Raw genomic sequence first — 18,662 nt, 5'->3', positions numbered from 1 at the left:
GTTGTGACTAGTCGGTAGCAAATGACTGTTAATCATTGGGCCAAATAAAGGCGCTCCTGAGAGCGCCTTTATTCAGTTCAACTCACTGCTCGCCGATGGATTTCACATCCGCCTTGGCAGCGCCGCCAATCGCAATGCGTTTTGGCTTGGCTTCCTCCGGTACCACCCTGAGCAGGTCGATGCTCAGCAGGCCATTGGCAAGCTGCGCGCCCTGCACTTCGATGTGGTCGACCAGGCGGAACGACAAGCGGAACGCGCGCTGGGCGATGCCCTGGTGCAGGTAGGTGATGCCTTCATTGTGTTCACGCTTGCCGCCGGCGACGGTCAACACGCCTTTTTCCACCTGGATTTCCAGGTCGTCTTCCACCAGGCCTGCGGCCGCAATCACGATTCGATAATGATCGTCACCGTGCTTTTCGACGTTGTGCGGTGGGTAGGTGGTGCCGGCCTCGCTGCGAAGCGCCGATTCGAAAAGGTCGTTGAAACGGTCAAAGCCGACAGAGTGACGGAACAGTGGGGCCAACGAAAGAGTAGTAGCCATTGCAAAATCTCCTGAGGTTTCTCCAAGTGATTTGAGACGCGACCCGCATTCGGCATCGCGTAAGACCTAAGTAGGTTCAGGCTGAAAATTTTCAAGCGGCGCCCACAAAAAATTTTTATCCGATGTGATGAGCTCCGGACGAAAGGCTGACACACCGGCGCGCAAGAACCGTTGTGGGATCAACCAGGGCGACCCGGTGGGCACCGATCTCGAACACCTCACAATGCGCCAGCACCAACGGCAACTCGGTACACCCGAGAATCAACACCTTCGCCCCCAGCTCACACAAATGCTCCGCCGCCAGCAGCAATTGTTCACGGCACACGCCCTCGGTAAACCCGGCCTTGATCCCCCGTTCGCCATAGATCGCCTCCATCACCAGCGCCTGGTAATCAAAGCCGGGCGTGATGAGTTGCAAGCCGCAGCGCCGCGCGGCCTGGTGGTAGACCTGGCTTTGCAGGGTGCCGGACGTCGCCAGCAAGCCCACCGCCTGGCCGCTGCCGTGGGTGTGCACGATCCACTCCACCGTCTCGCTGAGCATGTTGACGATGGGCACGCGCAGGTGCGCCTGGATGCGTTCGACAAACGCATGGGCGGTGTTGCACGGAATCGCGATGGCCTGGGCGCCGGCGCTTTCCAGGCGTTTGCAGGTGGCGTACAGGGCCAGGGTCGGGTCGGTTTCATCACGCAGCAGGTTGGCGGTGCGGTCGGGGATCTGCGGGTTCTGTTCCACCACCATCTTGATGTGGTCCTGGTCTTTGCCGGCCGGGGTATCCATTGCACCCTCCTGATCAGAAGCCAGAAGGTGTAAACCTTATTCAGGACGAGACACAAGGCAAAAAAAGCCTGCATCGCTGCAGGCTTCTCTTTATGTCGCTATCTGGCTCCACGACCTGGACTCGAACCAGGGACCCAATGATTAACAGTCATTTGCTGTTAATTGAGCAAATTGCTCTTTGGCTTTGGCCGTTTTTTTATCATCCAGACCACTGCTCGGCAGGGTCACGTCAGCCATGCGTGCCGCAAAATACATATCGAAAAGTTGCCAGTCTTCGAACTCCTCAGGAGCGACAGCAAACGTCGTCAGCCGACCAATCAATCCGCACAGCCAGTCAGCACACTGCAACGTTTGAAACAGATAGCTCTCACCTTGAAGCGGAGGCTCTATCAGTGTGCGGCATTTTTCTGCTGGATCTTCAAACATCGCCAGGGTACAGGCTTCTACGTTTCGCTCGCGCCATTCATTGCCTGCTTTCTGCTCATCCAGCAGAACGATGAACGAGGCATTGTTCAACGTACAGAAGCGATCAATCTTGCGGATTGACTGTAACAGCGTCCGCTTGAAGGTCTCGGTCGAGTCGTGTTCCCCGGGCTCGATAGATTTGTGCTCACCCGTTTAGAAAACGTGTCCTCCAATTTTCTGGATATGACTCAGCAAACGACATGAGGACTTTCGCAGCTCCCGATACTTGCGCACATTACCCACAGTAAAAAGTGCAGAGCCTTTCTTTTCCCATTGATAGGCAGGCAAGTGATGAGGGTTTTTGTGTTTCAGGTCCCAGGCGAGTAACTGGCATTTGAGCTTGTAGAAATAGATTGCGAACTCGCGCACCTCTTCGGCGGGAATCAGCATGCCGCCTAACCCGAATACAGGGCTGGTCTTGTACATCGGGTGTTTTCGCGAGACATATTGGCCCACGTGCCCAAACTCATCCAGACAAGCAATGTACTGCACCAAATTCGATTTCCCCATCCATGAGAAACACGAAAGCCCGTGCGATTTCTCGCAACGGGCCTCGGAAGGTGGGCACATGGTTGCCCATATGCGTTGGGGAGGAATCTAGCGAAAAAAAGGGGCAGGTTCCAGCCGCGCCGGCGGAATCAGGCAAGTCCTACACATCATCAGGAAACTTACCGCGTAGGTGCTCTTTGGTGAGCCCTTGGCACCTCCCGGCCCTCCCACTTCGCAATCACCAACGGCGCCAGCGCATTGCCCAGCACGTTCAGTGCGGTGGTCGGCATTTCCATCAAGCGATACACCCCGGCAATAAACGCAATGCCCTCCAATGGCAACCCGGCACTGGCGAGCGTTGCCGAGAGAATCACGAACATGAACCCCGGCACGCCCGCGGCGCCCTTGGACGTGAGCACCATGGTCACCACCAGCAGCGCCTGATCCCCCAGGCTCAAGTCGATGCCGTACAACTGCGCCACGAACAAGGTGCCGATGCCGAGGAACAGCGAGGCGCCGTCGAGGTTGAACGAGTAGCCCACCGGCACCACAAAGCTCACCAGCGACGGCGGTACACCGTAGGTCTCCAGCTTCTTCATCAATTGCGGCATGACCGACGCCGAACTCGCGGTGGAGAACGCCAATATCAGCTCATCCTTGATATGCCGCATCAGGGCAAACAGATTGATCCCGCACAGCCGTGCCACCAGGTTGAGCACCACCAGTACAAAGAACGCGATGGACACGTAACTGACCATGATCAGCTTGGCCAACGGCAACAGCGAACCAAAACCGAAGTTGGCCACGGTCACGGCGATCATGCCGAACACGCCGATGGGCGAGTAGGCCATGATCATCGACGTGACCTTGAACATCGCGTCAGACACGCCGCGCAGCAGTGCGATCACCGGGTCCTTGCGTTCGGCGGGCAAGCGCGCCACGCCCAGGCCGAACATCACCGCGAAAAACAGCACCGACAACAGGCTGCCCTGGGCCATGGCGCTGATCACATTATCCGGGATGATGCCGACGACGATCTGCCCCAGGCTATGCCCACCGCCGTTGCTGGTGGGCAGGGTGATGTTCGCCGCGTGCAGGCTCGACAGCTCCGTACCGGCGCCCGGCTTGAGCAGATTGCCCAGCACCAGCCCAACGATGATCGCCAGCGTGGTGATGCAGAAAAAATAGCCCAGGGAACGCACGCCGATACGGCCCAGGGATTTACCGTCGCCGTGCCCGGCAATGCCCACCACCATGCAGGCAAACACGATGGGCACCACGATCATTTTCATCAGCTTGATGAAGATATCGCCCGCCGGTTGCAAAAGATTGTCCACCAGCCACGGCCGGGATTCGGGAAAACGGTGCAACAGGGCACCAATGGCGATGCCGGCCAGCAAGCCGATCATGATTTGCCAGACCAGCGCGATACGGGGCGTGTGCATGGGAATGCCTCATTTGCGATCAATGATTTTTAAGTTGTTGTTCTAGGCAGTCAAAACAGCGGCCGTCCGTTGGCCGCCGGGTGCAGCAGGGCGTGTCAGCGCAGGTCGTGGCAGGCGTCCTTGAGACGTCGGCAACCTTCTTCGATCACTTCTAGCGAGCTTGCGAAGGACAGGCGCACATAGGGCGACATGCCGTACGCCGCACCGCTGACTGTGGCCAGGCCGTAGTCACGCAGCAGGTAGTCCACCAGTTGGCTATCGCTGTCCAGGCGATCGCCTTGCGGGGTGACTTTGCCCATCAGCCCGCTCACGTTGGCGAACACGTAGAACGCGCCGTCTGGCGGGGTACAGCTCAAGCCGTGGATGTCCGCGAGCAAAGCCAACATGCGTGTGCGGCGTCGCTGGTATTCCTCGCGCATGGCGACAATCGGTGCTTGCTCTCCGGCAAACGCGGCGACGGCCGCCGCCTGGCTCAACGAGCTCGGGCAGGTGGTGGTCTGCGACAGCAGCTTGGCGATGGCGGCTATCAGCCAGGCGGGGCCCGCCCCAAAACCCAAGCGCCAGCCGGTCATGGCGTAGCCTTTGGAGGCGCCGTTGACGATCAGCGTGCGCGACTTGAGGTCGGGCGCCAGGCGCGTCAGCGGCACGTGCCGGGCTTCACCGTAGACGAAGTGCTCATAGATTTCGTCGGCCATGACCAGCACGTGTGGATGACGCCGCAGCACGTGGGCCAGCGCCAGCAGCTCGGCCTCACTGTAGACCGCGCCGCTGGGGTTGTTCGGGCTGTTGAGGATGACCCATTTGGTCTGCGGGGTAATCGCCTGGTCCAAGGCGTCGGGCGACAGCTTGAAACCCAGGCTTTCATCACCGGGGATGATCACCGGTGTTGCATCGTTGAGCCGTGCGATGTCCGGGTACGACACCCAATAGGGTGTGTGCACGATGACTTCATCACCCCGGTTCAGCGTGGCGGCCAGTGCGTGATAGATGATGTGCTTGCCGCCGCAACCGGCCACCACTTCATCCAGGCCGTAGGCCAGGTCGTTGTCCCGTTGCAGCTTGAGGCAGATGGCCTGGCGCAGGGCGAGGGTGCCGGTGGTGGGCGTGTAGTGGGTGTCGCCGTTGTGCATCGCCTGGCTGGCCGCTGCAAGGATATGCGCCGGGGTGTCGAAGTCCGGCTCGCCGACGGTGAAGTTGACGATATCGCGGCCCTGGGCGCGCAACTCGGTCACCAGTGCGTTGGCGGCGATGCTGGGGGAGGGCGCGATGCCCAGGACGCGATCAGACAACCAGTGCCTCATGACGCCAGCCCTGCGTTGTCCAGTACCTTGTCGATCCAGCTCTGGCGCACGGCACCGCTGGCGATCTCGGCTTTGACGGCCTCTTCATGGTCGGCATGGTGCGCGGCGCGGCGCAGCACTTCGGCGGCGTCGGCCTGGGAGAACGCGACCAGGCCGTCTTCATCCCCCACCACCAGGTCGCCGGGGTTGACCAGCATACCGCCGATGGATACCGGCACGTTCACTTCACCGGGTCCGGTCTTGTAGGGCCCGGTGTGCACCACGGCGCGGGCGTAGCAGGGCGTGTCATCGAAGCTGGCGACATCACGGATCGCGCCGTCGATCACAAACCCCACACAGCCGCGTTGCTGGGCGTAGAGCTTGACCAGTTCGCCGATCACCGCATTGTTGGTATCACCCTGGCCGTCCACCACCAATACATGGCCGGGTTGCAGCAGGCTCAGGGCTTTGTAGATCAGCAGGTTGTCACCGGGACGGGTCTTCACCGTGATCGCCGTGCCCACCAGTTTGCCGCTGCGGTTGTAGCGCGTCAGGCCGCGCGCGCCGATATGCCGGCCAAGGTTGTCGCTGATGTGCGGGGTGACCACCTGGGCGAACGCCTCGACCAGTTCGATTGAGGCCATGGGGGCGTTGGGAAGGATGCGTGAACCGGGCAAGGACATGGCAAATCTCCAGAATCGTTGGATAGCGACGGGCTATGGCCAGATCTTAGGAGTGATGATCGGAGAGTTTTAGCGATATTTTATGATGTGTTAGCATCGCTTTTTCTCATGATTGGCCTGCCATGATCACGTTCAAGCAAATCGACGCGTTGTACTGGATCGCCGAACTGGGCAGCTTCGAAGCGGCGGCCAACAAGCTGAACATGTCGCAGTCGGCCATCTCCAAGCGTATCCAGGAGTTGGAAGACACCTTCGATGTGGAGATTTTTGACCGCAGCAAACGTAACGCCCGGCTGACGGAGAAGGGCGGCGAGCTGCTGGACTACGCGCGTGACCTGCTCAACAGCCGCGACCAATTGCTGGAACGGGTCAGCGCCCGTGAGGTGCTGGTGCGCCGGTTTCGCCTGGGTGTCACCGAACTCACTGCACTGACCTGGCTGCCGGCGTTGGTCGAAGCGCTGCGTCAGATGTACCCCAAGGTGCAGATCGAACCGTCGGTGGAGCTCAGCAGCGAGCTGTTCCGCAAGCTGGAAAGCGACCAGTTGGATTTGGTCATTGTGCCTGACGTCTACAGCGACCCGCGTTTTCACAGTACGCCACTGCAATGCGTGGAAAACGCCTGGATGTGTGCCCCTGACCTGATCCCGGATGCCGACCCCATCAGCCTGGAGACCCTGGCCAGCTACACCGTGCTCACCCAAGGTTCACAGTCGGGGACCGGGATGATCTACGAGCGCTGGCTGGCGGCCAACAATGTGCAGATGCCGCGCACCCTCACCAGCCATAACCTGTTGGTGCAGGCCGGGCTGGCATTGTCGGGGATCGGCGTGAGTTACCTGCCCGTGGCCTGCCTGTCCCACCTGATCGAGCAAGGCACCCTGCGTGCGCTGGTGACCGAGCCGGCGCTGCCGGACATCCAGTATGTGGCGTTGCACCGGGTGGACCGGCAATACGGGCTGAATCAAGAGGTAGCGCAACTGGCACAGGCGTGCTGCAATTTCTCGCGGCTGTTGTTTTAGGGAACGACCATGAAGCGCCATTTCGAAGATGTGCAGCTGGGCAGCATCGAGCTGTTTTGCCTCGCCGCCGAAGCCCACAGCTTCACCGCCGCTGCGCAGGTTGCCGGGGTCACGCCGGCGGCCGTGAGCCGCAGCATTTCACGCCTGGAAGAGCGTCTGGGCTCGCGGTTGTTTGTGCGCACCACGCGTAGCATCCGTCTCACTGACAGTGGCCGCACCTTCTTCGAACAATGCCGTCAGGCCCTTAACCAACTGGTGGAAGCCCAGCAGGAAGTGATGGGCGCGCAAGCCGTGCCATCGGGCCTGTTGCGCATCAGCATTCCCACCACCTACGCCCATCACCGTCTGCTGCCGCTACTGCCCAGGTTTCGTGCGCTTTACCCGCAGGTAACGGTGGATATCCACATCAGCAACCGCAACATCGACTTCGTCGCCGAAGGCTACGACCTGGCCGTCCGTGTGCGCGCCCAGCCGGATTCATCGCTGATTGCGCGCCTGCTGGAAGAGGCCGAGCTGGTGGTGGTCGCGGCACCGTCTTACCTGAAACGCGCCGGCATCCCACAGACGCTGGAAGACCTGCCCACCCATGAATGCATCCAGTACGAACTGCCCAGCACTGGCCGGCGCATCGCCTGGCTGTTCCAGGTGGACGGCAAGGCGCAGGAGTATGCGAGGGACGCGGGGTACAGCTGCTCCGACGATGTGCTGGGTGGGGTGACCCTGGCCAAGTATGGGGCGGGGTTGTTCCAGACCTACAAGTTTATCGTTGAGCAGGAACTGGCTGACGGCAGCCTGGTGGAAGTCCTGCAGCCGTTTGGCGGGCGTTCACGGCCGTTTACCTTGTTGTATCCCCACGGGCGCTATGTGCCACATCGGGTGCGGGCGTTTGTGGATTTCCTGATGCAATGCCGGGACGAATCGGCGGCACCGTAGACGCAGCAATGTCCCAGGTCAGCAGCAGGTGGCTGATCGCCGCGTCGATGCTGGCGTGGGGCACGTTGTCGCGCGCAAGGATCGAAATGCCTTGCAGGAAACTGTCAAAGACCGTCGCCATCACCGCCGGGTCAATCGTGCCCGGCAATTGCCCTGCACGTATTGCGCGCTGCACACAGGCCACAATCCCCGCCCGGGTGCGCAGTCGTGATTGCGTCAACCCATTCGCCACCCGGGCATTTTCCGGGCTGGGCGCACTCATCACGCCTAGCGCCACCATGCAGCCCTTGGGGTGCCCGTCTTCACACTGCATGCGCGCCGACCGGCGCAGCGCCGTTTCAACCGCCTTACGCGGTGACAGGCTTTCATCCCACAGGCATTCGGTGACCTGCGCGTAGGTCGCCAGGTAACGCTGCACGCACTCGTCAAACAAGGCTTCTTTGGAACCGAACGCGGCGTAAAAACTCGGCGCGGAAATACCGCCGCCCAGGCCAGACTTTAGCTGGGCCAGGGAAGTGGCGTCGTAGCCGTGCTGCCAGAACAGGTGCAGGGCCTGGTCTACGGCGTGGTCGCGGTCGAAAGTGCGGGGGCGGCCCATCTGTGCCATGGCGGATCTCCGGTGGGGAAGCGAGATAAATACTAGTCGATACATAAGTCGTTGACAACGTGCTGTGCTCGGCTGCAACATTTGTATCGATCAGTATTTAAGTCTCGCTCAAGGAGTTCTCCATGACACCCTCACTCGCGTTATCGGCGTCATCCGACCGCCTGCCCATTGGCGCCTTGCTCGCCCTGGCCATGACCGGCTTCATCTGCATCGTCACCGAAACCCTGCCTGCCGGCCTGTTGCCGTTGATCAGCGACGGCCTGGCGATTTCCCCGTCGATGGCCGGGCAGATGGTCACCGCGTATGCCTTGGGCTCGGTGCTGGCGGTGATCCCCATGACCATCGCGACCCGTGGTTGGCGCCGGCGCAATGTGTTGTTGCTGACTATCGTCGGCTTCCTGCTGTTCAACTCCATCACCGCGCTGTCTTCCCACTATGGCGTGACCCTGGTGGCGCGTTTCTTTGCCGGTGTGGCAGCGGGGTTGGCCTGGAGCCTGCTGGCCGGTTACGCTCGGCGCATGGTCGCGCCGCACCAGCAGGGCAGGGCGCTGGCGTTGGCGATGGTGGGTACGCCGATTGCGCTGTCATTGGGTGTACCGCTTGGCACCTGGCTGGGTGGGTTGGTGGGGTGGCGCACCACGTTTGGCCTGATGTCGGCAGTGAGTCTGGTGTTGATTGCGTGGGTGCTGGTGAAAGTCCCGGACTACGCGCCCCAGCCCGCCCATCAACGTGTGTCACTGGGCCAGGTGCTGACCACGCCGGGCGTACGGCCGGTGCTGGCGGTGGTGATCAGTTGGATGCTGGCGCACAACATTCTGTATACCTACATCGCACCGTTCGTGGCGCCTGCTGGGTTGGCAGAGCGGGTTGACCTGGTGTTGTTGGTGTTCGGGGTGGCTGCGTTGGCGGGGATCTGGCTCACGGCCAGGCTCGTTGAGCCGTTATTGCGCAAGACCGTACTCGTCAGCCTGGCGGTGTTCGCGGTCGTTTCGCTGGGGCTGGGCCTTTTTGGCGATCTGCCTGCAGTGATTTACCTCAGCGTCGCCGTGTGGGGCCTGAGTTTCGGCGGTGCCGCGACCCTGCTGCAAACCGCGCTGGCCGATGCGGCGGGCGATGGCGCCGATGTGGCACTGTCGCTGAATGTGGTGGCCTGGAACAGCGCGATTGCCGGCAGCGGCGTGGTCGGTGGGGTGCTGCTGGAGACCTGGGGCGTGGCCTCGTTTCCGTGGGCGATGCTGCTGTTGATCGGTGTGTCGCTGGCGATTGCCTGGGGCGCCCATGCCCATGGTTTCAAACCAGGCGCGCGGGCTGCGGGAAAACCTACAGCGGTCGGGCACTAATCTCACATCTGCTAGTCAATAATCCTCGCAATATCATCCACTTGGCTCCGTACGCCGGAGCCAGCCGCTTCACTCCTTTTCGAAGATTTAATGCATGTACCTACGCAAAATTGCCGTTGGGCTGACCGCCTTTGTTTTGCTGTCTTGCGGGGCCAACGCCCGCAGCCTGCCGGACCTCTACTCCAAACAGGAAAAACAACTGTCCTTCGACAGCTGTGCCGACCTGTTCCCCGCCGCACCGATCAACACCGCCACGGTGCCAGCCGCGATGAAGCCTCTGGCGTTGTGTTCCGACCATTTTGCGGTGCTCTACTCGCAAACCAGCAAGACGCCGCTGGTGGTGGTCGAACGCCTGAATGCCGCTTTGTTGAAAGACGCCAAGGGCGAGGAACGCACCAACCAGTTCTATGCCGACCCGCGTATCCCCAAAGCCGGTCGCGCCGAGTTGAGCGACTACCGCGCCCAGCATCCGGCGGTGGACCGTGGCCATCAATCCCCGGCCGCCGATGCACCGAATGCCAATGCCATGGCGCAGTCGTTCGCGCTGTCGAACATGGTGCCCCAGGACCCCACCAACAACCGCAAGATCTGGAGCAAGGTCGAGGCCGACGTACGCAAGTTTGCCGTGCGCGCCGGCGGCGATGTGTATGTGTTCACCGGCCCGCTGTTCGACCCGGGCTACGGCACCATCGGCGACAACAAGGTCTGGGTGCCGACGCGCCTGTTCAAGCTGGTGTACGACGCCTCCAGCAAACGTGCCTGGGCCTATGTGCTGCCCAATGCAGAGACGCGTATCCAGAAACCGATGGACTACGCGACGTTTGTGAAGAGCACTGGGCTCAAGTTGCTGGGGGATCTTCCGGTGTCGGGGTCGGTGGGGCGGGGTTGACCCCCATCTTGCGGGCCAATTGTGGTGAGCAGGCATCTGTGGCAAGCCCACTCGCCACAGATGCATCAACAGCCTCACCTGGCTTTTTTCAACGCCTTGAGACGCTGTGTCGCCCGCTGTACGGCAGCCATCTTCTCCGGGCGTTTCATGCGTTTCCACTTGCGGATGTCATCCTTGGTGCGTCCGCAACTGACGCAGAGGTCGCCGCTGAGCTGGCAGAGGGAAACGCAAGGGTTCTCGATGTCTTTGGCCACGGGTTCACCGGCTGATGGAGGAAAGGGGCGACGTCAGGCCACACGCATCCCGGGATTATCTACACACAAGGTTATACTCGCCACCCTCGCAGCCTACTCCATTCAAACAGACCGAGATTCCCCATGAGTACCTCTCTGCCTCTCACCACCGCGCGCAAGCCCGTCGCGCCGCTGGTGGCCTTTATCATCCTGGTGCTGGGCGCCCTGTTCCTGCAAAACAGCGTCGGCTCGCGCCAGGTGCTGTTGCTGGTGGTCGGCGCCGCACTGGGCTTGACCCTCTACCACGCCGCCTTCGGCTTCACCTCGGCCTGGCGCGTGTTCATCAATGATCGCCGTGGCGCCGGCTTGCGTGCGCAGATGGTGATGCTGGCGCTGGCGGTGCTGCTGTTCTTCCCGGCGTTGGGGGCGGGCACGCTGTTCGGGCAGCCGGTGACCGGGCTGGTGGCGCCGGCCGGAGTGTCGGTGGTGTTCGGGGCGTTTATCTTCGGTATCGGCATGCAGCTGGGCGGCGGTTGTGCATCGGGCACGCTGTTCACCGTGGGCGGCGGTAATGCGCGCATGCTGGTCACCTTGCTGTTCTTTATCTGTGGTTCGTTGATCGCCACGCACCATGTTGACTGGTGGTTCGGGCTGCCGGCGTTCCCGGCGGTGTCCATCGTCAAGAGCTTTGGCGTGGTGCCGGCATTGGGCTTGAGCCTGGCGGCGTTCGCGATCATTGCGCTGGTGACCGTACGCCTGGAGAAGGGCCGTCATGGTCAGCTGGAAGAGGGCGTGAAAAGTGAGCATCAAGGCGTACGCCGCTTCCTGCGTGGGCCATGGCCATTGGTGTGGGGCGCCATCGGCCTGGCCCTGCTCAACTACGCCACCCTGGCGTTGGCGGGACGGCCCTGGGGCATCACCTCGGCGTTCGCGCTGTGGGGCGCCAAAGTCGCCAGCGGCCTGGGGGTGGACGTGGCCAGTTGGGCGTTCTGGCAGATGCCGGGCAACGCCAAGGCCCTAGCCGCGCCGGTGTGGGAAGACATCACCAGCGTGATGGACATCGGCATCGTCGTCGGTGCGCTGCTGGCCGCCGGGCTGGCCGGGCGCTTTGCCCCCAGCCTGAAGATTCCGGCGCGCTCGCTGGCGGCGGCGGTGATCGGCGGCCTGCTGCTCGGCTACGGCTCGCGCCTGGCGTACGGCTGCAATATCGGTGCGTACTTCAGCGGCATCGCCTCGGGCAGCCTGCATGGCTGGGTGTGGCTGGTGGCGGCGTTTATCGGCAACAGCGTGGGCGTGCGGTTGCGGCCGTTTTTCTTTGCGGGCGAGCGGCGGCAGGTCGTGTTGAGCGGTTGCTGAGTCAGCTTTCCGGGGAAAGGCTTGGGTCCTGGGCGGCTTCGGCCGCGAGCTTTTCCCGGTCTGCCTTGCTGATGTACTTGTCCTTCTTCTTCGGCGCCAATTTGGCGTTGGCCTTCTTGGCTTTTTCCTTGAAGAGCTGCTGGAGTTTTTTCTGGCGGTTCATGTGGTTCTACCCGGGTTATACAGGCCCGGGATGATACCAGCTAAAAATCGGCCGCCGTGCGCCGTGCCGCTGTCCGCCCCAAAAAAACGGTGATCAGATCCAGCACCTGTTGCTGAATCACCGCCCTTGGCCGAGCCCCCTCACCATCGCGGCAAATCATGCCATCGCCCGGTGAGTCTTCTTCGATCAACGCCATGCCACCCGGCTTGCAGATCGACATGAAGCTGAAGTGCGTAGCGTCGCGGATTTCCACGTACTGGGTCGATGCTTTTGGCATACGCCTGACCATATCGGCGGACTCCAGGTTGGGGTCCATATCTTCCGTTGGTACGCCCCCCGCAATCACCAGCGCCGGCACCGGCAGTGCGGCCAGGCTGGCGTCGGTGAAGCCGCGCGACAGGCCCAGGTCCAGGGTCACCACGGCGCCGACGCGTGGGTCGCGCAGGTCAGCGGCCAGTTGGGCCTTCGCCGCCGGTGTCGCGGCGGGCTTGATCTGCTGGTAGCCAATGCAGCCGCCCAATTTAGGGTGAGTGTTGCAGTCGCGGGCGAAGAGGTCCGGGTCGAAACGCGCGCCGGCGATTTCCATGGCAGTCCAGCCACCGATGGAGTGGCCCACCACGGCGATACGGTTGTTTGCCACGGTGCCGAACTGCGTCGGCTGGGCGATCACCGCATCGATGGCCCGGCTCAGGTCTCTGGGCCGTTGCCACAACTGCGCAGCGGCCTGGGGGCTGCGATCCTTGCTGGTGGTGCCGGGATGGTTGACCGCCGCCACGATGTAGCCCTGATGGGCCAGGGCGCTGGCCAGCCACACCTGGTTGCCCCAGTTGCCGCCGTAGCCGTGGGAAAGCACCACCAGCGGATGTTCGCCGCTCGCTGCCGGCGCATCGGGCACCGCCAGGGCGCCGAAAAACACGGCGTCATCGCGGATCAACTCAGGTGTCGCGGCGCTGGCGGCGGGGTACCAGACGGCCATTTGCAGCGGGCGTTGTGCACCAGGGACGTTGATGCTCTTGAAGCCGATGGGCGTGGTGTCGGCGAATGCAGGCATCGCCAAGCCAATCAACAGCAGCGCGGTGAGGGTGGTTTTCACGGTTTTATCGTCCTTGATGTGAGGGCGGCATCATGCCTTGGAACAGGGGTTTTTAATAGAGGGGAGGCGGGACTAGGAAGTTGCTGACAAAGTCCTACTTCCAAGTATGACAGAGCGGGACTGCATGATTTTAGGAAGTGAGTGCCTTACTTGAATTGAAAAATCGTGCAAGTGTAGTGGTGTGATTCCTACTGCTGGAATGATTGGAACCTCAGGTGCTCACTTATGAGCTAGGGTGAAGATTATGAAGAGCTCGAAAAGCATTAATAAGGTTTGGCTTGTTGTGTGTGTTGTGTTGGCGGTTTTTATAAAGGATGTGGTGTTGGCGGCGGAGGGCGTTTTTACTAAAACGGTAGCGCCAACTCCCGTATTGGTTTTGTCTAATTCTAATACTGTGCCGAGTCGTGAATTCGCAAATTTTAGTGTGCTGGCTGCGGATATTCCATCAGGCACACTCCAGCATCCCAAGCAGATATCAGAAGTTCGGTGGAGTACAACATACTATCCTGGGACACTCAGTGATAAGGTTGAGCTGTGTTACTTTCGCTCCTTCAGTGCCGAAAAAGATTGCCGTGATATCTTTCCGAACTCTTCGGGTGTCCTGATGGATTTTAATAATCAGCCCTTCGGTCATGGTTCGAAAGTTACGATTTTTCATATGGTATTGGGTGGCGCTCCACCTTACGCTCGTCCTGCCGGCGTTGATTCTGTGACAATTAAATATAGCTATTAGTGTGTGGTGTGATACCCGCAACCAATTTGGCTGCGGGTATTTGGGTAGGTAAGAAACTTTTACATGACCATTCACATGCCTAACGCAAGGTGAATACTAATGATCACTATCAGCCCTAATACCTCCTCGTCAAACAATCGCGTGACGAATGATTCCGTCGGCATTGTTATTCCGTCAACAGTCTCGCCTGACAACGCCCAGGCTGATGCCCCCCTCTCTACACGTAATGCCGGCACCACCACCGTCTCAATCCTGGCGCGTCAATTGAGTGATGCAGCACAGCGGGCGGAGACACCCGTTGGCCAAAAGAACGCCGACTCCCTAGAACCCATCACCGACGAACAGTACTTCGCCAACAAGGCACAACACGACGCAGAGCTTCCAACGTCCAATACCCCGGAACTCCAGGCCCGTGCGCGACAAGCGACCGGTTTCCTCAACGGTCATGACAGCAACCCCTTCAAGGGACTCGGGCGAGATCAACTCAACCTGATCGCCCGCGACAACGGCGGCGCCTTCACGGTTAACGAGCGAAGGGTGGCGTGGGAAACCGTCCAGTCGATGGCGCCTTCAGGTGCTTCTTATCCTGAGCCAGTCCCCATTAACGGTCGTGAGACCTTCATTTCGCGCATGTTTCACAATGGCGAACCACCCGTTGCCCTTCCACCCGCGACCTTTGAAAACGGCACTCAAAATCGCAACGACTTTCTCACCCTCGATGACCGTGCCTTGATCTCGGATATGTACGCTTATGCGCAGTCAGAAGGTGCGGATCTACGTCACGTCGACCGATTGGTTTATGCACTCGCTGACTATCGTTATTTCAGCGACGGTCGCCAACTCATTAGCAATAATGGCTATTACGTCGATGAGTATTGGACGACGTTCGATTTCAAGCCGGAGGACGCCACCATCGCTTCACGGATACTGTCCAGTTCAGCGCTCGGCAGCAGCCGTATTGACCCGGGTTTTGTGAAGCACATCCTTGATCCGGGCATTGGGGGGTACTCCCACTTTGGCGGCATACCGTTCCTGGAGCGTATGGTGAAAAAATTCTCCAGTGAAGGTGCGGATCAACCCCCCCTCGGCAGTGAGTACGTCACCTTCAACTACGCCAAGGCGGCGGACCATATCGTCACCACCACGCACAAGGACATAAAACTCCCCCCCTCCGAGGCCCTCTTCGAAGTCGTCAACGGGGTATGGAACCTCACCGAATACGGCAAGGCCGCCGGCTATGTACTGGATGCGGCTAACCGGCGTGTCTATAAGCCAGAGGAACCACCCAGCGATCCAAATCACCTGCGTTCAAACGTGAATGCGCCTGACGGTGATGCCTCCAACAACACCTTTCTGGATGCACTCGCCGACACCCGAAACCCGCCCCAGTCACGCTGGGTCTGGCCCGGCCACCTGTTCAAATTGATGAAAAACTTCAAACCCTGAGGTGCCGGCTCACTGCATGCCATGTCCGTGAGTCAGGCGGATTAATAGAGGCTAGGTGAAGACAAATGATCACTATCAGTCCTTATACGCCATCGTCCAACAGTCGCGTGACAAGCGATTCCGTCAGCGGTGCTACTCCGTCCGCTATCTCGCTTGATGGCGGTGAACGTGATGCGCCCATTGCTTCAAGTAATAACGGCACCACGACCGTCTCAATCCTGGCGCGTCAATTGAGTGATGCGGCACAGCGTGCGGAAACGCCCAGGGGGCAAACGAACGCGGACCCCCTCGAACCCATCACCGACGAACAGTATTTCGCCAACAAGGCACTACACGATGCAGAGCTTCCAACGGCCAATACCCCGGAACTCCTGGCCCGTGCGCGGCAAGCGACTGGTTTCCTCAACGGTCATGACAGCAACCCCTTCAAGGGGCTCGGGCGAGATCAACTCAACCTGATCGCCCGCGACAACGGCGGCGCCTTCACGGTCAATGAGCGAAGGGTGGCGTGGGAAACGGCCAAGTCGATGGAGCCTTCAGGCGGTTCTAGTCCGGGGCAGGCTGCCAGTGTCGGCCGTGAGATCATGATTTCGCGCGTGTTTGGCGGTAGAGAACCACCCGTCGCCCTTCCACCGGCCACTTCAGTGAATGCCCTTCAAAGAGCAAGCGACTTCCTCAACCTTGATGATCGTGCCTTGGTCGCGGATATGTATGCATATCTACAGTCAGAAGGTGCGGATTTAGGCCACGTTGATCTTTTGGTCTGGGCACTCGGCGAGTATCGACGCTCCAGCGACGGTCGCCAATACATAGCCACCAATGGCTTTTACGTAGACGGGTATTGGACGACGTTCAATTACAAGCCAGAGGACGAGGCCATCGCCTCACGCATACTGACCAGTTCAGCGCTCAGCAGCACCCGTGTTGACCCTGGCTTTGTGAAACACATCCTGAACCCAGGCATGGGCGCGTTCACCCACATCGGCGGCATACCGTTCCTGGAACGTATGGTGAAAAAATTCTCCGACGAGGGCGCGGATCAACCTCCACTCGGCAGCGAGTACGCCACCTTCAAACACGCCAAAACTGCGGACCATATCGTCACCACCACGCACAAGGACATCAAACTTCCACCCTCAAAGACAGTCTCCCAAGTCATCGACGGTGTCTGGAGCCTCACTGAGTACGGCAAGGCCGCCGGTTACGTGCTGGATGCAGTCACCCATCGGGTCTATAAGCCGGAGGACCCGCCAAGCGATCCAACTCTCCCGCGTCCAAACGTGAATGGGCCTGACGGTGATGCGCCCAACAAAACCTTTCTGGACGCTCTCGGTGAGACTCGCGACCCGCCCCAGTCACGCTGGATCTGGCCCGGCCACCTGTTCAAATTGATGAAAAACTTCAAACCCTGAGCTCCCGGCGCACCGCGTAACAAAACCGTGAATCTTGCTATTGGCCAACACGGCCCCATAACTAGGCGGGTATCCACTGAACGCAAGGGCAGACCATGACCAACTCAACCGAAACCGCCATCCTCGCCGGCGGTTGCTTCTGGGGCATGCAGGACCTGTTGCGCCGCTACCCCGGCGTGCTGCACACCCGCGTCGGCTACACCGGCGGCGATGTGCCGAATGCCACCTACCGCAACCACGGCAACCATGCCGAAGCGATTGAAATCGTGTTCGACCCGGCGGTGATCAGCTACCGGCAGATTCTGGAGTTCTTTTTCCAGATCCATGACCCGAGCACGCCGAATCGGCAGGGCAATGACCTGGGGCCCAGTTATCGCTCGGCGATTTATTACCTGAGTGAGCAGCAGCGGGATGTGGCTGAAGATACGGCGGCGGATGTGGATGCATCGAAGCTGTGGCCAGGCCGCGTGGTTACCGAGATTGAACCAGCGGGGCCGTTTTGGGAGGCGGAGCCGGAGCATCAGGATTATCTGGAGCGGATTCCCAATGGCTATACCTGCCACTTTGTTCGGCCGAATTGGAAGTTGCCCAAGCGGGGATGAAAGCACCCTGTGGCAAGCGGGCTTGCCACAGTTGCCGTGTTCGCCCTTAACGGAGGGGTATCAGCCAGATATGGCCGGTTTTTTTGACTGTACCTGTTTTAGGGCGAACACCTTTTCGTTATTAAACGAGAGGGTGGCGGTTGTACGCAGGTTAGTAGACCGGGGAAACAGCCTCCGTCAAGCACAACACACTCGACAGTATCGTGCGCGTACTGGCATTGTAGTGGCATTTTTTCGAGCATCGATTTTCGTGCAATTGCCATCAGATGCCGCAACCAAACCGGGTGAGTCGATACAGCGTTCTCACCTGCGCATATAAGGTGCTTCACATGGCCCCCCGCCACCTACCCATCCTTGGGCTTTGCCTGATGTCGGCGCTTTCATTCGCCGCCGCGCCGCGACCTGACGCCATTGCCGAATATGAGTCGGCCAACCAGGCCATGGATGAGTTGCAGCGTGGTTATGCACAACTTCAGGACCTGCCGGCCGAAACAGAGGCTGATCGAGCGAAAGGGCGGGCGCGTGTCGATGAGCTATCGGCCATGAGTGCTCGCATGTACGAGCACCTGGACAATGCCATCGCCGCCGGACATGCCGTCGCGATGTACCAGAAGGCCAAGATGTTGGCGGTAAAAACCATCGGCAAAGGCAATAAGGCGGTGTGTGACCTGTATGGTCAGGCCGCCGAGCTGGGGCTGATGGCGGGTGCCTTGGAGTATGCCAAGTGCCTGAACTTCTACCCTGAGACAGCGGAATACAACCGGCGGCTGGAGATACTCAAGGTGGCGGTCGAGGGGCAGGACCCGTATGCGGCGGAGTACCCGCTGATGACGTCATTCCCGTATTGCTTCCCCAAGAACAAGCCAGCGTTGAAACCAGGGGAAGATGCTATTGCGTGGGTTGCGGACAATGCGCGCCCTCTAGCGTTGAGTGCTGAGGATTTTCGCGCAGAAGGTTATTACACGCTGGCGATGACCGGGCCAGACGAACAAACCAAGGAGATCAAGGCCGGGTTTCTGAGGTCGGCTTTTGCCCATGGCTGCCGAGAGGACTCGGCGCGAATTGGCAGGCACTTGGGCGTGACACCGCCGGGGAAATGACCAGTCAAAGAGCCGCCCACTCAGTGCACGAGTCGGCGGTCCCTGCAGCAACGTC

General features: G+C 60.2%; 18 protein-coding genes and 2 pseudogenes. 10 read left to right on the top strand and 10 right to left on the bottom strand.

All coding sequences use genetic code 11. The features are described from left to right. Positions 1–82: 82 nt before the first annotated feature. The 6 genes and pseudogenes from ACZ445_RS20940 to ACZ445_RS20915 all read right to left on the bottom strand — a co-directional run bounded on the left by ACZ445_RS20940 (position 83) and on the right by ACZ445_RS20915 (position 5,681). Positions 83–541: an Hsp20 family protein gene (locus ACZ445_RS20940; protein WP_058425679.1), complete on the bottom strand. Its 459-nt coding sequence runs from the start codon at positions 539–541 to the stop codon at positions 83–85. Between the two features lie 115 nt (positions 542–656). Then, positions 657–1,313, bottom strand: a pseudogene (cuyB, locus tag ACZ445_RS20935) (cysteate racemase); the annotation flags it as partial. Between the two features lie 147 nt (positions 1,314–1,460). Continuing rightward, positions 1,461–2,294, bottom strand: a pseudogene (locus ACZ445_RS20930) (DUF3800 domain-containing protein). A 158-nt stretch (positions 2,295–2,452) separates the two neighbouring features. After that, positions 2,453–3,718, bottom strand: a complete 1,266-nt coding sequence (locus ACZ445_RS20925; RefSeq protein WP_058425678.1) for a cation:dicarboxylate symporter family transporter — start codon at positions 3,716–3,718, stop codon at positions 2,453–2,455. Between the two features lie 95 nt (positions 3,719–3,813). Then, positions 3,814–5,019 (bottom strand): pyridoxal phosphate-dependent aminotransferase, encoded by a 1,206-nt coding sequence (locus tag ACZ445_RS20920; RefSeq protein ID WP_464704232.1) that lies wholly within the window; start codon positions 5,017–5,019, stop codon positions 3,814–3,816. Further along, positions 5,016–5,681 carry an RraA family protein gene (locus ACZ445_RS20915; RefSeq protein ID WP_058425676.1) on the bottom strand — a complete coding sequence of 222 codons (666 nt, stop codon included), beginning with the start codon at positions 5,679–5,681 and terminating at the stop codon, positions 5,016–5,018. The genes ACZ445_RS20920 and ACZ445_RS20915 overlap by 4 nt, the downstream gene beginning before the upstream one ends. A gap of 122 nt (positions 5,682–5,803) precedes the next feature. Here ACZ445_RS20915 and ACZ445_RS20910 point away from each other — a divergent pair, with 122 nt between their 5' ends. Together ACZ445_RS20910 and ACZ445_RS20905 are read left to right on the top strand one after the other, a co-directional pair. Next, entirely contained in the window at positions 5,804–6,700 is an 897-nt protein-coding gene (locus tag ACZ445_RS20910; protein ID WP_058425675.1) for a LysR family transcriptional regulator, read from the top strand. Between the two features lie 9 nt (positions 6,701–6,709). Continuing rightward, on the top strand, positions 6,710–7,633 hold the full coding sequence (locus ACZ445_RS20905) for a LysR family transcriptional regulator (RefSeq protein WP_464704231.1): 924 nt from the start codon (positions 6,710–6,712) through the stop codon (positions 7,631–7,633). Here the strand turns inward: ACZ445_RS20905 and ACZ445_RS20900 are convergent. After that, positions 7,536–8,240 carry a TetR/AcrR family transcriptional regulator gene (locus ACZ445_RS20900; protein WP_058425673.1) on the bottom strand — a complete coding sequence of 235 codons (705 nt, stop codon included), beginning with the start codon at positions 8,238–8,240 and terminating at the stop codon, positions 7,536–7,538. The two genes, ACZ445_RS20905 and ACZ445_RS20900, sit on opposite strands and share 98 nt — an antisense overlap. 122 nt (positions 8,241–8,362) lie before the next feature. On the opposite strand from ACZ445_RS20900, the gene ACZ445_RS20895 reads away from it, so the two are divergent. Then, positions 8,363–9,580 carry an MFS transporter gene (locus tag ACZ445_RS20895; protein ID WP_058425672.1) on the top strand — a complete coding sequence of 406 codons (1,218 nt, stop codon included), beginning with the start codon at positions 8,363–8,365 and terminating at the stop codon, positions 9,578–9,580. Positions 9,581–9,674: 94 nt separating this feature from the next. Beyond that, on the top strand, positions 9,675–10,469 hold the full coding sequence (locus tag ACZ445_RS20890; RefSeq protein ID WP_464704230.1) for a DNA/RNA non-specific endonuclease: 795 nt from the start codon (positions 9,675–9,677) through the stop codon (positions 10,467–10,469). Between the two features lie 74 nt (positions 10,470–10,543). On the opposite strand, the gene ACZ445_RS20885 is transcribed toward ACZ445_RS20890, so the two are convergent. Then, entirely contained in the window at positions 10,544–10,723 is a 180-nt protein-coding gene (locus ACZ445_RS20885) for a DUF1289 domain-containing protein (RefSeq protein WP_058425670.1), read from the bottom strand. Positions 10,724–10,846: 123 nt separating this feature from the next. Between ACZ445_RS20885 and ACZ445_RS20880 the strand changes: the two genes are divergently transcribed. Continuing rightward, positions 10,847–12,058: a YeeE/YedE family protein gene (locus tag ACZ445_RS20880; RefSeq protein ID WP_464704229.1), complete on the top strand. Its 1,212-nt coding sequence runs from the start codon at positions 10,847–10,849 to the stop codon at positions 12,056–12,058. A gap of 1 nt (position 12,059) precedes the next feature. Here ACZ445_RS20880 and ACZ445_RS20875 read toward each other — a convergent pair whose 3' ends face one another. Both ACZ445_RS20875 and ACZ445_RS20870 read right to left on the bottom strand, forming a co-directional pair. Then, positions 12,060–12,221, bottom strand: a complete 162-nt coding sequence (locus ACZ445_RS20875; protein ID WP_464704228.1) for a DUF2986 domain-containing protein — start codon at positions 12,219–12,221, stop codon at positions 12,060–12,062. Between the two features lie 40 nt (positions 12,222–12,261). Further along, entirely contained in the window at positions 12,262–13,314 is a 1,053-nt protein-coding gene (locus ACZ445_RS20870; RefSeq protein WP_464707514.1) for an alpha/beta hydrolase family protein, read from the bottom strand. A 244-nt stretch (positions 13,315–13,558) separates the two neighbouring features. Here ACZ445_RS20870 and ACZ445_RS20865 point away from each other — a divergent pair, with 244 nt between their 5' ends. From ACZ445_RS20865 to ACZ445_RS20845, 5 genes are all read left to right on the top strand, one after another. Then, positions 13,559–14,047: a hypothetical protein gene (locus tag ACZ445_RS20865; protein ID WP_310864133.1), complete on the top strand. Its 489-nt coding sequence runs from the start codon at positions 13,559–13,561 to the stop codon at positions 14,045–14,047. A gap of 99 nt (positions 14,048–14,146) precedes the next feature. Further along, complete coding sequence (locus ACZ445_RS20860; RefSeq protein ID WP_464707513.1) at positions 14,147–15,493, top strand: hypothetical protein; 1,347 nt, start codon at positions 14,147–14,149, stop codon at positions 15,491–15,493. 65 nt (positions 15,494–15,558) lie between these two features. After that, a complete protein-coding gene (locus tag ACZ445_RS20855) occupies positions 15,559–16,905 on the top strand; it encodes a hypothetical protein (protein ID WP_464707512.1) in 1,347 nt (448 codons plus the stop codon). Between the two features lie 95 nt (positions 16,906–17,000). Continuing rightward, positions 17,001–17,507 (top strand): peptide-methionine (S)-S-oxide reductase MsrA, encoded by a 507-nt coding sequence (gene msrA / locus ACZ445_RS20850; RefSeq protein ID WP_058425663.1) that lies wholly within the window; start codon positions 17,001–17,003, stop codon positions 17,505–17,507. 329 nt (positions 17,508–17,836) lie between these two features. Further along, a complete protein-coding gene (locus ACZ445_RS20845) occupies positions 17,837–18,607 on the top strand; it encodes a hypothetical protein (protein ID WP_310864136.1) in 771 nt (256 codons plus the stop codon). The last annotated feature ends 55 nt before the right edge of the window (positions 18,608–18,662 follow it).

Source organism: Pseudomonas allii (assembly GCF_055380095.1).
This window is presented reverse-complemented; position numbering and strand designations above follow the sequence as displayed.

Coding starts and splice junctions, on each gene's coding strand:
- ACZ445_RS20940 (WP_058425679.1), bottom strand. CDS start 541: ATGGCTACTACTCTTTCGTTGGCCCCACTGTTCCGTCACTCTGTCGGC.
- ACZ445_RS20925 (WP_058425678.1), bottom strand. CDS start 3,718: ATGCACACGCCCCGTATCGCGCTGGTCTGGCAAATCATGATCGGCTTG.
- ACZ445_RS20920 (WP_464704232.1), bottom strand. CDS start 5,019: ATGAGGCACTGGTTGTCTGATCGCGTCCTGGGCATCGCGCCCTCCCCC.
- ACZ445_RS20915 (WP_058425676.1), bottom strand. CDS start 5,681: ATGTCCTTGCCCGGTTCACGCATCCTTCCCAACGCCCCCATGGCCTCA.
- ACZ445_RS20910 (WP_058425675.1), top strand. CDS start 5,804: ATGATCACGTTCAAGCAAATCGACGCGTTGTACTGGATCGCCGAACTG.
- ACZ445_RS20905 (WP_464704231.1), top strand. CDS start 6,710: ATGAAGCGCCATTTCGAAGATGTGCAGCTGGGCAGCATCGAGCTGTTT.
- ACZ445_RS20900 (WP_058425673.1), bottom strand. CDS start 8,240: ATGGCACAGATGGGCCGCCCCCGCACTTTCGACCGCGACCACGCCGTA.
- ACZ445_RS20895 (WP_058425672.1), top strand. CDS start 8,363: ATGACACCCTCACTCGCGTTATCGGCGTCATCCGACCGCCTGCCCATT.
- ACZ445_RS20890 (WP_464704230.1), top strand. CDS start 9,675: ATGTACCTACGCAAAATTGCCGTTGGGCTGACCGCCTTTGTTTTGCTG.
- ACZ445_RS20880 (WP_464704229.1), top strand. CDS start 10,847: ATGAGTACCTCTCTGCCTCTCACCACCGCGCGCAAGCCCGTCGCGCCG.
- ACZ445_RS20875 (WP_464704228.1), bottom strand. CDS start 12,221: ATGAACCGCCAGAAAAAACTCCAGCAGCTCTTCAAGGAAAAAGCCAAG.
- ACZ445_RS20865 (WP_310864133.1), top strand. CDS start 13,559: ATGAAGAGCTCGAAAAGCATTAATAAGGTTTGGCTTGTTGTGTGTGTT.
- ACZ445_RS20860 (WP_464707513.1), top strand. CDS start 14,147: ATGATCACTATCAGCCCTAATACCTCCTCGTCAAACAATCGCGTGACG.
- ACZ445_RS20855 (WP_464707512.1), top strand. CDS start 15,559: ATGATCACTATCAGTCCTTATACGCCATCGTCCAACAGTCGCGTGACA.
- msrA (WP_058425663.1), top strand. CDS start 17,001: ATGACCAACTCAACCGAAACCGCCATCCTCGCCGGCGGTTGCTTCTGG.
- ACZ445_RS20845 (WP_310864136.1), top strand. CDS start 17,837: ATGGCCCCCCGCCACCTACCCATCCTTGGGCTTTGCCTGATGTCGGCG.